The 14826-nt window shown below is 37.6% G+C and carries 17 protein-coding genes; 13 read left to right on the top strand and 4 right to left on the bottom strand.

Annotated elements, in window-relative coordinates:
* Positions 1 to 44 precede the first annotated feature (44 nt).
* Positions 45 to 479 carry a DUF2621 domain-containing protein gene (locus ACERJO_RS18265; protein WP_247105325.1) on the bottom strand — a complete coding sequence of 145 codons (435 nt, stop codon included), beginning with the start codon at positions 477 to 479 and terminating at the stop codon, positions 45 to 47.
* A gap of 116 nt (positions 480 to 595) precedes the next feature.
* Here ACERJO_RS18265 and ACERJO_RS18260 point away from each other — a divergent pair, with 116 nt between their 5' ends.
* From ACERJO_RS18260 to ACERJO_RS18250, 3 genes are all read left to right on the top strand, one after another.
* Complete coding sequence (locus tag ACERJO_RS18260; protein WP_373648437.1) at positions 596 to 1024, top strand: hypothetical protein; 429 nt, start codon at positions 596 to 598, stop codon at positions 1022 to 1024.
* Positions 1025 to 1097: 73 nt separating this feature from the next.
* Positions 1098 to 2222: an alanine dehydrogenase gene (gene ald / locus ACERJO_RS18255; protein WP_373648436.1), complete on the top strand. Its 1125-nt coding sequence runs from the start codon at positions 1098 to 1100 to the stop codon at positions 2220 to 2222.
* A gap of 16 nt (positions 2223 to 2238) precedes the next feature.
* Entirely contained in the window at positions 2239 to 2433 is a 195-nt protein-coding gene (locus ACERJO_RS18250; protein WP_373648435.1) for a hypothetical protein, read from the top strand.
* Between the two features lie 53 nt (positions 2434 to 2486).
* Here ACERJO_RS18250 and ACERJO_RS18245 read toward each other — a convergent pair whose 3' ends face one another.
* Complete coding sequence (locus tag ACERJO_RS18245; RefSeq protein WP_035343904.1) at positions 2487 to 2570, bottom strand: YjcZ family sporulation protein; 84 nt, start codon at positions 2568 to 2570, stop codon at positions 2487 to 2489.
* 217 nt (positions 2571 to 2787) lie between these two features.
* Here ACERJO_RS18245 and ACERJO_RS18240 point away from each other — a divergent pair, with 217 nt between their 5' ends.
* The 4 genes from ACERJO_RS18240 to ACERJO_RS18225 all read left to right on the top strand — a co-directional run bounded on the left by ACERJO_RS18240 (position 2788) and on the right by ACERJO_RS18225 (position 6452).
* Positions 2788 to 3867 carry a Gfo/Idh/MocA family protein gene (locus tag ACERJO_RS18240; RefSeq protein WP_247105328.1) on the top strand — a complete coding sequence of 360 codons (1080 nt, stop codon included), beginning with the start codon at positions 2788 to 2790 and terminating at the stop codon, positions 3865 to 3867.
* 1 nt (position 3868) lies between these two features.
* The gene (locus tag ACERJO_RS18235; RefSeq protein WP_247105329.1) at positions 3869 to 4714 is read left to right on the top strand and encodes a sugar phosphate isomerase/epimerase family protein; all 846 of its coding nucleotides are present in this window, start codon (positions 3869 to 3871) and stop codon (positions 4712 to 4714) included.
* 184 nt (positions 4715 to 4898) lie between these two features.
* A complete protein-coding gene (locus ACERJO_RS18230; RefSeq protein WP_247105330.1) occupies positions 4899 to 5804 on the top strand; it encodes an AEC family transporter in 906 nt (301 codons plus the stop codon).
* 24 nt (positions 5805 to 5828) lie between these two features.
* Complete coding sequence (locus tag ACERJO_RS18225; protein ID WP_373648434.1) at positions 5829 to 6452, top strand: SGNH/GDSL hydrolase family protein; 624 nt, start codon at positions 5829 to 5831, stop codon at positions 6450 to 6452.
* Positions 6453 to 6491: 39 nt separating this feature from the next.
* Here ACERJO_RS18225 and crcB read toward each other — a convergent pair whose 3' ends face one another.
* On the bottom strand, positions 6492 to 6872 hold the full coding sequence (gene crcB, locus ACERJO_RS18220; protein WP_247105332.1) for a fluoride efflux transporter CrcB: 381 nt from the start codon (positions 6870 to 6872) through the stop codon (positions 6492 to 6494).
* A complete protein-coding gene (locus ACERJO_RS18215; protein WP_247105333.1) occupies positions 6869 to 7288 on the bottom strand; it encodes a fluoride efflux transporter FluC in 420 nt (139 codons plus the stop codon). The genes crcB and ACERJO_RS18215 overlap by 4 nt, the downstream gene beginning before the upstream one ends.
* A 207-nt stretch (positions 7289 to 7495) precedes the next feature.
* Here ACERJO_RS18215 and ACERJO_RS18210 point away from each other — a divergent pair, with 207 nt between their 5' ends.
* The 6 genes from ACERJO_RS18210 to ACERJO_RS18185 all read left to right on the top strand — a co-directional run bounded on the left by ACERJO_RS18210 (position 7496) and on the right by ACERJO_RS18185 (position 14788).
* Positions 7496 to 9367: a DUF2264 domain-containing protein gene (locus tag ACERJO_RS18210; RefSeq protein WP_373648433.1), complete on the top strand. Its 1872-nt coding sequence runs from the start codon at positions 7496 to 7498 to the stop codon at positions 9365 to 9367.
* A 266-nt stretch (positions 9368 to 9633) separates the two neighbouring features.
* Positions 9634 to 10986 (top strand): ABC transporter substrate-binding protein, encoded by a 1353-nt coding sequence (locus ACERJO_RS18205; RefSeq protein WP_247105335.1) that lies wholly within the window; start codon positions 9634 to 9636, stop codon positions 10984 to 10986.
* Between the two features lie 68 nt (positions 10987 to 11054).
* Positions 11055 to 12020, top strand: coding sequence for a carbohydrate ABC transporter permease (locus ACERJO_RS18200; protein ID WP_247105336.1), 966 nt, complete (start codon positions 11055 to 11057; stop codon positions 12018 to 12020).
* 2 nt (positions 12021 to 12022) lie between these two features.
* The gene (locus tag ACERJO_RS18195; protein ID WP_247105337.1) at positions 12023 to 12865 is read left to right on the top strand and encodes a carbohydrate ABC transporter permease; all 843 of its coding nucleotides are present in this window, start codon (positions 12023 to 12025) and stop codon (positions 12863 to 12865) included.
* A gap of 108 nt (positions 12866 to 12973) precedes the next feature.
* A complete protein-coding gene (locus ACERJO_RS18190) occupies positions 12974 to 14002 on the top strand; it encodes a glycoside hydrolase family 88/105 protein (protein ID WP_373648432.1) in 1029 nt (342 codons plus the stop codon).
* Positions 14003 to 14143: 141 nt separating this feature from the next.
* Positions 14144 to 14788 carry a YesL family protein gene (locus tag ACERJO_RS18185; RefSeq protein ID WP_373648431.1) on the top strand — a complete coding sequence of 215 codons (645 nt, stop codon included), beginning with the start codon at positions 14144 to 14146 and terminating at the stop codon, positions 14786 to 14788.
* Positions 14789 to 14826: the final 38 nt, after the last annotated feature.

The following is a 14826-nucleotide window of genomic DNA, read 5'->3' as shown; positions in this document are numbered from 1 at the left end:
GACACCATTTCACTGAGAAATGGTGTCTTTCATTGTTTCTGTGATCATGAGCTTTCTAATAATTCTTTGTACGGTGTCATATCAATCTTTCTTTCCTTTAATTTCTTGATAAGAAACTTATGGTCTCGTTTTGGTGTGGCGATAATGTAACCTTTAATAATATAATCTTCGGTTAAGACGTCAATTTGATCTTTTAGTGCTAATTCACCAATTTTTCCTGCAATCTTTCCTTTTGCAACATCGCGGAATAATTCAGGTACAGGCTCTACTAAATCATTTAGTAATTCCTTCTGTTCGTCATTCCATAAATGGAGTGTTTGTTCGATATAATAGTCTTGCCAGTCTAATATTGACTTTCCATCTTCTTTCGGCAAACGTTTCAGGAATTTCCGAAACATGAAGTATCCGCCGATAAACATAATGGTTATTAAAAAGACAGTCCAACCAACAATAAACCACATGAATCCTTCATTAGGCATCTTATTCACCTCAACTTATCTTCCATCCTATCCTATCATATGATTGATATTCTTTGCGACTGAATCCTGTTCGATTTCGTGAATATTTGATATGATGAGTATCTGGGGTGAGAGTAATGCTAGAGATCATTTTTTATGGAATTCATTTAGTTTTTTCCTTATTTTTCTTTTTATTAATTCCGTTCGTTTGGCTTATTAAAGGGAGCTTATTAGAAAGAAATGTAGTAGCTTTACAAAGGCTATTGCGTTTTTATAAGCCGATCTTATTTATTGCACATATCGGAGTCATTGTTTCGTTGTTGACGGGAGTTTATTTAGCTACTAGTTGGCTTAATTTTTGGTTCTTGGCTGTTTTAGTTGTATGGCTCGTATTAAGTGCTTATTTAGGGATCACAGCGAAATATGTTAGGCTTGTTCTAGAACAAATCGAACAGCATTCAGCCTTGAAATCTTATGATGATGTTAGTAAGTTAAGACGAGCTAGCCTTGTATTGATGATTATTACGGTCCTTATGTTTGCTTTGAAGCTATTGCGCTACGTTTAATTCTCGATTTTGTACAATAATTATGTCATGATCGTTCATACTATATAAGAAAAAATGTATAGGAGGGTGACAAATGATTATTGGAGTTCCTCGAGAGGTGAAAAACAATGAGAATCGTGTTGCGATGACACCAGCCAGTGTCTCTACCTTAATTCAATTAGGTCATCGTGTTTTGGTCGAACAAGGAGCAGGTGAGGGAAGTGGCTTTTTTGATCAGTATTATGAAGATGTTGGAGCAGAATTAATGAATGAAGCAGAGACAGTTTGGAGACGAGCTGAGATGATTGTCAAGGTTAAAGAACCTCTCCCTTCTGAATATCAATATTTTCGTCAAGGTCTTATTTTATTTACATATTTACATTTGGCCGCCGTTCGTGAATTGGCAGAAGAACTTATGAAAAGTGGCGTCATTGCGATTGCATATGAAACGGTTCAAATTGGAAATACACTTCCTTTATTAACACCGATGAGTGAAGTAGCTGGACGTATGGCAACACAAGTAGGTGCACAGTTTCTAGAGAAGCCTAAAGGCGGAACAGGCATATTACTCTCTGGCGTCCCTGGTGTAAGTAGAGGGACTGTAACGATTATCGGAGGCGGAATTGTAGGGACAAATGCAGCGAAAATAGCTATAGGCTTAGGTGCAAATGTGACGATTATTGACTTAAATCCGAATCGGTTAAGAGAGCTAGATGATTTATTTGGTTACAAAGTCCAAACAATGATGTCTAATCCATTAAATATAGCAGAGTATGTTGCTAAGTCTGATTTAGTTATTGGCGCAGTCTTAATACCAGGAGCTAAAGCACCGAAACTCGTCAGTGAAGAGATGATTAAAGCGATGAGAGATGGTTCTGTTATTGTCGATGTTGCCATTGATCAAGGTGGAATATTTGAAACCATTGATAAGGTTACAACTCATGATCAACCAACTTATACGAAACATGGAGTTGTTCATTATGCAGTTGCCAATATGCCTGGTGCTGTTCCACGAACATCAACAATTGCCTTGACGAATGTAACACTTCCTTACATTTTACAAATTGCAAAACTAGGAATAAGAGATGCTGTGCTTCGAAACGGTGCACTATTATTAGGTTTAAACGTAGCTGGTGGTAGCATAACCTATAAGGCTGTAGCGGATGATTTGCAGCTTGCCTATAAGGCTGCTGAAGAAACATTGGATTCACTTTCTTAATGAAATGGGGATGAACATGGAAGAAAATGAGGCGAAAGTGATTTTGGAGCAATTACGTAGTAAAGAATTGACACAATATCGGGTTAAGCGAGCGGATTTTTTACAATTTCGTGAAGTATTAGTTAAGCAGGAAGATGCGATTAACTTTCGAGGGAATGCTCAGCATGGTGGAGAAACGATTTACACATATGAACCAAATTGGACTAAATAAACGTTAAAAGGGATGAACTTATAACGCTCATCCCTAACTTATTATTGAAGACCTTAGCAAATATAAGCTGCTCCAACAATAACAAGTAAAATGAACAATACGACTAGTAGCGCAAACCCACCGCCATAATGACTCATGTTATTAGCCTCCTTTAACCTGATTTCAGTATCAATATATGTACTTAAGGTAAAGGGTGATTGGGTGTTCGTGGAGGAAATGGAGAAGAAATCATTTGCATTAAATGAAATGTAATCATTAGTTATTGTAAAAAAGATAAGTGAAAAAAATAACGAGACTTCTTTCTAGGTTCATATTAAAATAAGTAGTAGAATGATATTAAGGAGGTTTATTATAATGACAACTAAATTAACATTAGGCGTAATTGGAGCAGGGAATATTGGCAATGTTCACTTACGCGTATTCGATCGACTTAAACAAGAGGTTGAATTGAAAGCGATTACTGATGTCTTTCTCCCAATGGCTCAATCAAGGGCTGAGGAGTATGGGATTGAGAGTGTTTATGAAACAGCAGAGGAATTAATTGCCGATGAGGACTTAGACGCAATCATTGTAGCCGTTCCAAATAAATATCATGCTTCTCTTGCAATCCAGGCATTAAAAGCAGGTAAGCATGTCATGTTAGAGAAGCCAATGGCGATTAATGAACGTGATGCAAAAGAAATCCTACTTACTCAACGTCAAACAGGTAAAGTAGTCATGATTCCTCACCAAATGAGATGGGAATCGATTGCTCTACAAGTGAAGGATCAAATTAATCGTGGTGAACTGGGATCGATCTACCATGCGAAAGCAGGCTGGTTTAGACGTAAAGGAATACCAGGGTGGGGAACGTGGTTCACACAGAAGAATGAATCTGGTGGAGGTCCACTTATTGACATCGGTGTGCACTTATTAGATCTGTCTTTGTATTTGATGGGCAATCCTAAACCAATTTCGGTATTCGGTTCGACCTATGCTGAGTTCGGTCCAAGAAAGAAAGGAATTGGTACATGGGGGAAGCCGAATTGGGATGGAACGTATGATGTAGAGGATTTAGCATCTGCCTTTATTAAAATGGAGGATGGTAGTACTCTTACATTAGATGTAAGTTGGGCTGTTCATATGGATACAGATAGTCAACCATTTGTTCATGTATTAGGAAGTGAAGGTGGAGCGTCGATTCGTGGGAATAAGGGTAAGTTTCTAACTGAAAGGTTTGATGAGACAATTGACGTCGATTTAGAAGCAGCGGAAGAAGAAGAAGGGGAGCGACTTCGTTTAAGCCAACATTTTCTTGAATGTATTCGTGAAGGAAAAGAACCGATTTCTAATGCATTAACAGGCTATACGAATAATTTAATTTTAAGTGCAATTTATGAGTCTTCTCAAACCGGACGTGAAGTGCAATTAAATTGGGATATTGAAGGTGAATAATATGTTAAAAGGAGTCACCAATGCTGGTTTAGGCGATGTTGGAACAATTGAAGAATTTATTATAAACGCGTCTAAGTATGGATTTGAATCAGTTGATACGAGTGGAAATGAGCTCGTTTGCTGGGTTGAACAAATTGGGTTAGAAGAAGCACGAGCGTTTTTAAGAAAGTATAACATTCAAATCGGAGCAATTGGATTATCAGTAGAGTGGAGACGTGAGGAAGAGGAGTTTAAAACAGGTTTAGAGCCATTTATTCGAGAAGCTGAAGTTGCGTCGGCCTTAGGTTGCCGCTCATGTGTAACGTATATATTACCGTCTACTGATTATCCACCAGCAGCATTTATGGCTAGAGCGGTTCGACGTTTTCGTACGTGTGCAGTTATCTTAAATGAGTACGATATGAAACTTGGATTAGAATTTGTTGGCCCTCACCATCTTCGTACTGCGTGGAAATATCCATTTATTTGGACGATGTCTGAAACAATCGATTTAATTGAAGCGATAGGTAAGGCGAATGTTGGCTTGTTAATTGATGCTTATCATTGTTACACAACTGGGATTGATTTTGCCGAATTAAATCAGCTCGATGTGGAGAAAATTGTCCATGTTCATATAAATGACGCAAAAAGTATTCCTGTATCAGAAGTGTTAGATAATGATCGTTTATACCCTGGGGAAGGGGTTATCAATCTTGTTGAATTTTTAAAACAACTACAGTCTATCGGTTACCAAGGTTCTATAACGCAAGAAGTTCTCACTCAAATCCCTGAAGATCAAGAACCAGAACAGCTTTGGGATAAGACATCCAACGCATATGATGCGTTATTTAAACAATTAGAACGCTAAAAATGGAAGTCACTGATGAAGGTGAAAATCAGAGGTCACAATATAAGTAAAAAATAAACTTTTTCTGTGACCTTCGTAGGAAAGAGGAGGCTTATGATTCAAATATAGTCTCCTCTTTTTTTAGTGGGGGAATTTGAGTTATAATAAACAACGTATTGAGTTACTTAGTATAGGGGTCCTTTGAATGAGTTTTTTATTAATTGTATTACCTGCTTTTTTAATATTTGCTGTTGGATTTCTTGGACAAAAGATGATTGGATTTGATCCGAAACCGATATCTGTACTAGCGATTTATTTAATGTCACCGTTTTTAGCTTTTCGTACCTTTTATATGAATCCTGTAACGATCAACTATTTTTATATTTTCGCCTTTTGCTTACTTCTTTGTCTTGGATTAATTGTTGTTTCCTTTGTTGCAGGGAAGATCATGAAATCGAGCGAATCTCAAGTATCAGCTATGGTTCTTACTGGAGTATTTATGAATAGTGGGAATTATGGAGTCCCTATTATATTGTTTGCATATGGAACGGTTGGATTTGACTATGCGGTTATCATGATGGTCATTCAATCTTTTCTAATGAGTACAATCGGATTATATTATGCAGCTAGAGGGAGCCGCGAAGGAAATACGATGAAGCAAGCTTTTATTAAAGTCATACGTATGCCATTAATTTATGGTGCATTACTCGGTTTAGCATGCCAATTGATGCAATTAAATATCCCAATTCAATTGTATCAATCCATTGATATGATTGCAGATGCAACGATACCTACGATCATGATTGTACTTGGCATGCAGTTGGCACTAATCAAACGTAAGCAAGTAGCTATGAAGGAATTGAGCTTCATCATTGTGATGAGAACGATTATTTCTCCTGTCGTTGCTTATGGAATTATTTTATTATTGCCAATTGATCAACCATTAGCAAGTATACTTATTGTATTAGCAGCGATGCCTTCAGCAGCAAATACGACCATGTTTGCCTTACAATTTGACACGGAGCCAGACCTTGTTTCATTTAGTACATTGGTAACAACGGTATTAAGTATCGTCACCGTTCCGATTATGCTAATGATCGTAAGTATGTAGCGTTATAGATTGAGGAGGAGGAGTATGCAATTTAATAATAAAGACCGTATATTATTTATTGGTGACAGTATCACAGATTCAGGCCGAAAAGAGGATAATGAAATGATTGGGTGGGGATATGTAAGGTTAATAAGAGATTATTTACATATTACGAATCCTAATAAATCCCTTCACGTATTGAATAAAGGTGTAAGTGGGAATCGAATATCGGATTTAGAGGCTCGATGGAAAGTAGATGTGATTGATCTCAATCCTGATTATCTTTCTGTATCAATAGGAGTTAATGATGTGTGGCGACAGCTTGATCATCCTGAAATGGAGCAAGTATTTCCTGATCAATATAAAGAAATTTATATCAGAATTCTAGAGGAAGTAAAAGAAAACACCAATGCGACGATCATCTTAATGGAGCCAACCATAATTGAAGAAGACTTACTAGCAAAAGGCAATCAACTGTTAAAAGCCTATGTTCAAGTTGTCCATGAAGTTGCTGAGGAGTTTGAAGCAATCGTCGTCCGTACTCACCAAGCGTTTGTTACTTATTTAGAAGCACAAAATGAACAGCCATTAACAACTGATGGTGTACATATGAATTCATTAGGCGACATGCTAATGATGAAAGAGTGGATTGAGGCAGTCTTAGGGTAAAGAAGTTTGAGGCAAGGATAGGAGTAAGATATCCAAGCCTCAAAGACGAAATATTGTAAACCCAATAAGGAAAAAGAGGATGGAGCCGAAAATACTCATTGAAACATAAAACCCAAATTCCTTCCATTTCTTTTGCTTAAATAATTGCATCGCTTCAACACTATATGTAGAAAAGGTTGTAAAAGCACCAAAGTAACCGATTCCGAAAAAAAGGTAATAAGGGTCCTCATAGGCACCGATTGGTACTTGTTTAAAATACAATGAAAAGAAGCATCCAAGACTAAAAGATCCGAGTACATTTACAAACAACATAGCAATCGGGACAGGGGGATTCGGAAAGCGCTCCATCATGTATAAACCTACTAAATAACGTGAAATAGCTCCTAATGCGCCACCAATGGCTAATAAAATCAAGTTCATCCGCCGTTCACCTCATGCTTTTTAAATCGAATCCATTTACCGGAAACTCTTCTTGCTAGTTCGAATCCGAGTAGGGCAAATAGGATACCTCCTACCATTGAACCAAATATGTAAATGATCGCATCAAAAGCAGTAAAAGTAGTAGAAAGAAATGTTGCATCTGCTGCTAATGTTGACATCGTTGTAAAACCGCCACACAAGCCAACTCCTAACCCGAGCTTAACCCATTCCTTTGGGATAAAAAGTAAGAACCACGCCGTTAAAAAACCTAAAAGAAAGCTTCCGAATAGATTTTCAATAAGCGTTCCAAAAGGATAGCCTGTCTCCAATGTGAATAAGTTTAGCCCGTATCGACTTATTGTCCCAATTGCTGCCCCGATTCCGATTGCAACAACATTTTCCCATTGAACCTTCAATTTATACTTCCACCTTCCAATTAAGCCATCTCATATAGTTTAAATGAAATGGTACAATGAAGCCAACATTTCCTAACATATTATTAGCTTTTTAAAAAATGACAAAACTAGTTGACGTTAGAATGTTCAATCTTATAAGATTGAATAAATGAAATGGGTTTCATAGTTAATAAGTTTCTATATTACATAAACGAAAGGAATGATTAAATGAGAAAATTCCCTTTAGACATCCATGATAACTCACTTAAAACAAGAGCTGATATCCAACAAGCAGTCAAGCAATTATGCGAGCCTTTAATGGAGAAAAGCAGTCCAGCCTTTGCGCATGTTCATATAGGAAACACGAGCGCAAGTTATTCTCAATCAACAGCATTTATGGAAGGGTTTTCAAGGCCATTGTGGGGAATTGCTCCTTTAGTAGCTGGAGGTGGAGAGTATGAGCATTGGGATTCTATTCTCCAAGGTGTTAAAAATGGCACAAACCCTGATCATGAGGAATTCTGGGGATGTTTGACTGATTACGATCAAAAAATTGTAGAGATGGCCGCTTATGGTTTAACATTAGCGATTGCACCAGAAAAATTATACGATCCATTAAATAAGGAGGAAAAAAGAAACCTTGTGAATTGGCTTTCACAAATCCATTCTTATAAAGCTCATGATTGTAATTGGCTTCTCTTTTTAGTTGTCGTAAATCTTGGTTTGAAAAGGATTGGAGTATCGTATGACGAAGACCAGATGGAGCGGCATTTAGACCGAATAGAAGACTATTATCTTCATAATGGCTGGTATTCCGATGGTGTCGGTGGTCATTGTGACTATTATACTTCATTTGCCATTCATTATTATTGTTTGCTCTATGCGAAATTGATGGAGAAGGAAGATCCTACACGTTCACATAAGTATAAAGAAAGAGCTCGTTTATTTGCAAAAGATTTCATTCATTGGTTTTCAAATGACGGCTCTGCCCTACCTTATGGTCGTAGCTTAACATATCGATTTGCTCAGGTGTCGTTTTGGAGTGCTATGGTCTTTGCAGAGGTCGATGCTTTTTCGATTAGTGTGATGAAAGGAATCATCCTTAGGCACATACGGTGGTGGTTAGATCAAGCGATTTTACTTGCAGATGGTACGTTAAGTATTGGATATACGTACCCGAACTTAATTATGGCGGAGAACTACAATTCTCCAGGCTCTCCGTATTGGGGCTTGAAAGCCTTTTTAATTTTAGCACTTGATCATGATCATCTCTTTTGGAAGGCTGAGGAACAATCTCTTCCAAGTTTAAAGCAAACATTATTACAAAGATCCGCACATTTAACGATTTGTCGCCAGGATGAAGTAGGTCACGTATTAGCCTTTAATAGTGGTCATCACTCAACAAATGAACATACACATACTTCTGCTAAATATGAAAAATTTGTGTATTCTAACTACTTTGGATTTAGTGTACCGAGAGCTGAATGGGGATTAGAGCAAGGGGCATTTGACTCGATGCTTGCAGTAAGTGAAAGAGATAACCTTTATCGTGTAAAAAGAAAGAGTGAAGAATGGGAGCTTGAAGAAAATTATATCTATACGAAATGGAAGCCTTGGGACGATGTTGTCATAAAAACATGGCTCGTTGTAGGAGCACCTTGGCACGTTCGTATTCATGTTATTAATAGTAATCGGGATTTAGATGTCGCCGATGGTGGTTTTGCATTAGGAAAACCATTTGAGCCTTATGGGAAAGAACAGCTAGCTATTGAAGAAAGTCGAAATGAGGTATTAGCCAAAACGACATTAGGATTGAGCGGGATCAAACATTTGAGTGGAAATGGTCACACAAAACTTGTGCATCCTCATTCTAATACGAATGTGATCCATTCACGTACCGTTATTCCAACTGCAATAGCACAATGTGACAAAGGAAACAGTATATTTATTAATGCCGTGTATGGGGAACCAAAATCAACCGAATATAGCTGGGAAGAAGCACCGGTCGTTGAGACAAAAGCAAATGTTATATTTGTTTATAGCAGCGCTAGACGAGAGAAGCTGTTATTTGAATTGGATGTATCAAGTCATTTGTCATGATAACTACCATTATGTAAGAGATAAGAAGAGTCGTCAAAGTGCAAATCTTTGTCGACTTTTTATATTTATGAAAGGAGGAATGTGTCGTAATGCGACCAAACATTAAGAAGTTATTCTTAATGTGAGTTTTTAAAACGGTCATTATTGTTCCTAAACTTTGTTGATTTTCAAAATATATTTAACGTTTGTTATCTATCATCTCGAAAACGAAAACTCTATAATAGTAAATGTAAGCACTTACAAATTTGAAATAGGGGGTAACAAAAATGAAGATGAAAATGTCGAAATTCCTATTGCTAATGATCTTGGCTATGTTACTTGTTGTCGTTGGATGTAGCTCTGACACTGGTGGCGATGATGCTGGTGATGACGGTGCAGAGGAAACGCCAGCAGATGACGGCGATGATTCAGCAACAAATGACGGTGATCAAGGAGATGTGACGATTCGAGTTGCTTGGTGGGGTGGACAAGAACGCCACGATATGACACTTGAAGCGATTGATTTATTTGAAGAAGAGTATCCTCATATTACGGTAGAGCCTGAGTATACGGGCTGGGACGGGTATTGGGAGAGATTAAATACACAAGCGGCTGGTTCTAACTTACCTGACGTTATTAATATGGACAACTCGCAATTAAATGAGTATATTAGTCGTGATTTATTAGTCGATCTAGCTCCATTTATTGAAGATGGAACAATTAATTTAGATGACGTCGATGAGGTTTACCAAGAGATTAATCATGATGGTGATCGAGTGTTAGCGGTTTCTCTAGGTGCCAACGCACTAGCGACGATTTACAATCGTGATATGTTTGAAGAACATGGGATTACACTTGATCCTGGTTATACGTATGAAGAAATGGTTGATGCAATGCTAGAAATGGTAGAAAACGCTGATGGAGATTTTTATGGATTTGACTTAGCGAATGCAGAATTTGAAATGTTCTTTACTTATGCGCGTCAGCATGGACAATCTGTCTTCAATGAAGAAGGTACTGGACTTGGGTTTGAGGAAGACGTGTTAGTCGATTTCTTTACACTAATACAAGATATGGTTAATGAAGGTGCAGCACCATCACATGATATTACGATGGATTATATTGATGGTGGAAATGCGATGTTAGCTGACAATTCAGCCGCTATGCAGATGGCTGCAAGTAATCAAATCATCGGTGTTTCTCAAACTACTGATAATGAATTAGGGTTAACGATATTACCATCTCTCGATGGAGGACAACACGGAAATTGGATTCGTCCAAGTATGTCTTTTTCAATTGCTACACATTCTCAGGAGCAAGAAGCTGCAGCGTTATTTATTGACTTCTTTACAAATAGTTTAGAAGCAAATGAGATTTTACAAGCTGATCGGGGTGTGCCGATTTCTTCAGCAGTACGTGATCACTTAGCGCCAATGGTTGATGGACCAGTACAAGAGACATTTGAGTTCTTAGAGCTTGTAGCTGATTATACAAGCCCTGCAGACCCATTATCTCCTCCAGGTGAAACTGAGGTTCGTGGTTCATTCTTACGTGTTATCGAAACATTGAAATACGATCGAATTACACCTGAGGAAGCAGCTGTACAATTTATGCAAGAAGCTGAGAATGTATTGAATTAAAGGAAGTGGGGGAGGGCTCGTTCCTTTTTGAGCTCTCCCTTTTCTTAGAAGAGGAGGTATGAGCGATCATGGCTAAGCCTGAAGAGGTAACAAAGGCGGAGCTAAGCTCAAATGAGCTGGCCGAGCATACAAAAAAACTAGAAAAAAGGAAAGCTTTAAAAAACACATTAACAGGTTATGCGATTATTTCTCCTTGGTTAATCGGGTTTATTGTTTTAATTTTAGGACCAATGATCGTTTCTCTCTATTTATCATTCACTAATTATGATTTACTTTCAAGTCCAGATTGGATTGGCATTCAAAATTACATTAACGTTCTAACAAGTGATCCGCGTTTCCGTACATCAATGGAAGTGACATTTATTTTTGTATTTGTTTCAGTTCCGTTAAAATTAATTTTTGCCCTTTTGCTCGCGTTGCTATTTAATACTGGTCGAAAAGGGACAGGGTTGTTTACAACGATTTATTATATACCTTCGATCATCGGAGGAAGTGTAGCTATTGCGGTCGTTTGGAGACAATTATTTGGACGTAATGGGGCAATCAATGAGTTTGTACAATCGTTAGGTTTTGCAGGAACAAACTGGATCGGTAATCCAGATACAGCGTTATCTGTGCTTATTATACTTGTTGTTTGGCAATTTGGTTCACCTTTAATTATTTTCTTAGCAGGCTTAAGACAAATTCCACAAGAGCTTTATGAGGCAGCGAGTGTCGATGGAGCTAATTCATTTGTTCGTTTTTGGAAAATAACACTTCCAATGTTAACACCTGTTATATTCTTTAACTTAGTGATGCAAACGATTGGTGGGTTCATGACATTTACACAAGCGTATCTCATCACAAACGGTGGTCCAATGGATTCAACCTTGTTTTATGCATTGTACCTATATGAAGTAGCATTTGAATATTTACGTATGGGTTATGCATCTGCAATGGCCTGGATTTTGTTAGTTGTGATCGGGATTATTACGTTAATTTTATTTAAAACGTCTAAATATTGGGTTTATTATGAATCGGAAGGAGGGCGTTAATCATGGAAAATAAGCGTCTTCTAAAAGATGTCATCTATTATGTCTTTGTCACTGCTTTTGGCTTTCTAATGATCTATCCAATTTTGTGGATGTTTGCAAGCTCATTAAAACCAGCAGAGGAAATTTTTAACAATGCTATTTCGCTTCTTCCTAGCGTATTTATGTGGGAAAACTATCCTATAGGATGGGAAGGATTCGGACGTACAGGGTTTGATGTGTTCTTTCGAAACTCAGCGATTGTCACATCGCTTGTTGTAGTTGGTGCTATATGCTCTAGTAGTATCGTTGCTTATGGATTTGCGAGACTGAACTTTAAATTCAAAGGAATTTTATTTGCTTGTTTGATGGGGACGATTATGTTACCAGTACAAGTAACGTTGATTCCACAATACGTGATGTTTCATAATATTGGATGGGTTAATACCTTTTATCCGCTTATTGTACCAGCCTTTTTGGGAGGAACACCATTTTTTATATTCCTTTTAATTCAGTTTATCCGTGGTATTCCAAGAGAATTAGATGAAGCGGCAATTGTCGATGGCTGCTCAACATTTGGTGTTTTCTGGAGAATTATTTTGCCGTTGCTTAAACCTGCGCTCGTTACAGTTGCGCTATTTGCCTTTATGTGGACTTGGGATGATTTCTTAGCTCCATTAATTTATTTAAATAGTGCTGATTTGCATACGGTCACAATCGGATTGCGGAATTTTATGGATACCGATGGTAATACAAACTGGGGACCTTTACTTGCCATGTCCTCCCTATCATTAGTTCCACAATTTATTTTATTCGCTTTTTTCCAGAAGTATTTAGTTCAAGGAATAGCGACGACAGGCTTGAAATAAAGAGAGATGTATGCAGGTTGGAAGGGTAATAGGAGAAACGGAGGGTGGTTGGACCTTTAAACGAAAGATTCATCCACCTTAGTAAGATGTTTATGAGGAGGGGATAGAATGCCACAATTAAGTTTTGATGAACAGCAAGTAGTAGAGGTTATTGACAGAATCGTTGATCGGACGTTTAAAATGGATTTTAGTTGGGATTGGCCTGGTGGAGTGGCTTTCTATGGAGTAACGGAAGCATATGAAGTAACGGGAGAAGAAAAATATATTGATTTAGTTAAAGAGTGGATTGATGAAGAGTTAGAGGATGGTCTTCCTAAATTAACGGTCAATGCATCGTCGATCGGTCATATTTTATTGACATTATACGAGGTGAAAAAGGAAGATAAGTATTTAGAGGTAGCTACTGAAATGGCTGAATACCTTGTAAACGATGCAGAACGTTTTGATGATAGTATTTTGCAGCATACTGTAAATGGTGAGAAATATCAATTCCCTGAGCAAGCATGGGTGGATACGATGTTTATGGCCGGCTACTTCCTGTTGCGAATTGGGAAATTGTTAGATCGAAACGATTATTTTGAGTTTGGATTAAAACAGTATCATGGTCATGAGAAATTTTTACAATCAGATGATACAGACCTATATTATCACGGATGGGATCATATAGCTGGAAACAACATGTCGAGTATTTTTTGGGCGAGAGGGAATAGTTGGGCTGCTATTACGATGGCAAGAGCTCTTGAACTTGTTGAAGTTCAGCACCCTTCTTATATGATTATTGACGGATCGCTTCGAGATCAACAAAGCGCGCTCGTTCGTTTACAAGCAGATAACGGATTATGGCATACGATTGTCCAAGACCCTACTTCACCGTATGAGGTTTCTGGAAGTGCAGGGATTGCAGCGTCTTTGTTAGTGAGAGGGAAGCTTTATAATAAATATATTCAGAAATCAATTGATGGTCTATTACAGAAGGTTAAGGAAGATGGATCAGTATTGAATGTATCTGCGGGTACGGCTGTTATGAATGATGCACAAGGCTACAAAGATGTCCCAGATAAGCGTGTCCAAGGCTGGGGGCAAGGTCTTGCTCTTGTATTTTTTGCTTCACTTCTAAAGCACCGAAATATAAATTAATAGAATCTTAAACAACAGACTATTGTTAGGTCTGTTGTTTTTTTATAGTAATTTAACATTTTTTATCTTTGTATAATCGACAATATCCAGTATACTATACTGTAAGCGATTACAATATTAAAAGCGAGGAGTTGCTAGTCTATGAACTTTTCAGGGTTTTCAAGTGGATTTAATACGTTCTTTGAATGGTTAATGAGGCTGGCTCTATTAAATGCCTTATGGATCCTATTTACGATTTTAGGGTTAGGTGTATTCGGGTGGGCTCCTGCGACAGTTGCGATGTTTGCTGTTTTACGTCGTCGGTTGTTGCATGAAGAAGACTCTTCTTTAATGAATAGATTTATATATCATTACAAAAAAGATTTTTGGAAGGCTAATATGATTGGGTTATTGCTGCTTTTAGGTGTGATGACATTGTTTGTGAGCACACAAATGCTTGCATTTATGACAGGGTTTGAATTGACGTTCTTTGGTGTAGTCGTGTCAATTTTTGCTGTGCTACTTTTCGTAATGGCTCTATTTATATTCCCTGTATACGTACATTACGATATCCCTTTAAAGAAATGCCTTCATTATTCTTTAATGATCGGAATTGCACATGTGCATTATTGTCTTTTTCTCTTATTTGGGATGGCGATCATAACAGTTTTGATTTATGCATTCCCAGGATTACTCATTTTCTATGGCGCTAGTCTTGTCATTTCACTCGTCTGCGTTGTTTCTTTAAATGCCTTTGCAAAAATGGAGGAAAGGCAAGGACAACAACAAGAACAGGTGAATTATTAGCTGTATCACAATATACGTATAATGATTTTTGTTACTAT

The sequence above is a fragment of the Halalkalibacter sp. AB-rgal2 genome, assembly GCF_041821005.1.
Classification (GTDB): Bacteria; Bacillota; Bacilli; order Bacillales; family Bacillaceae_D; genus Halalkalibacter.
This window is presented reverse-complemented; position numbering and strand designations above follow the sequence as displayed.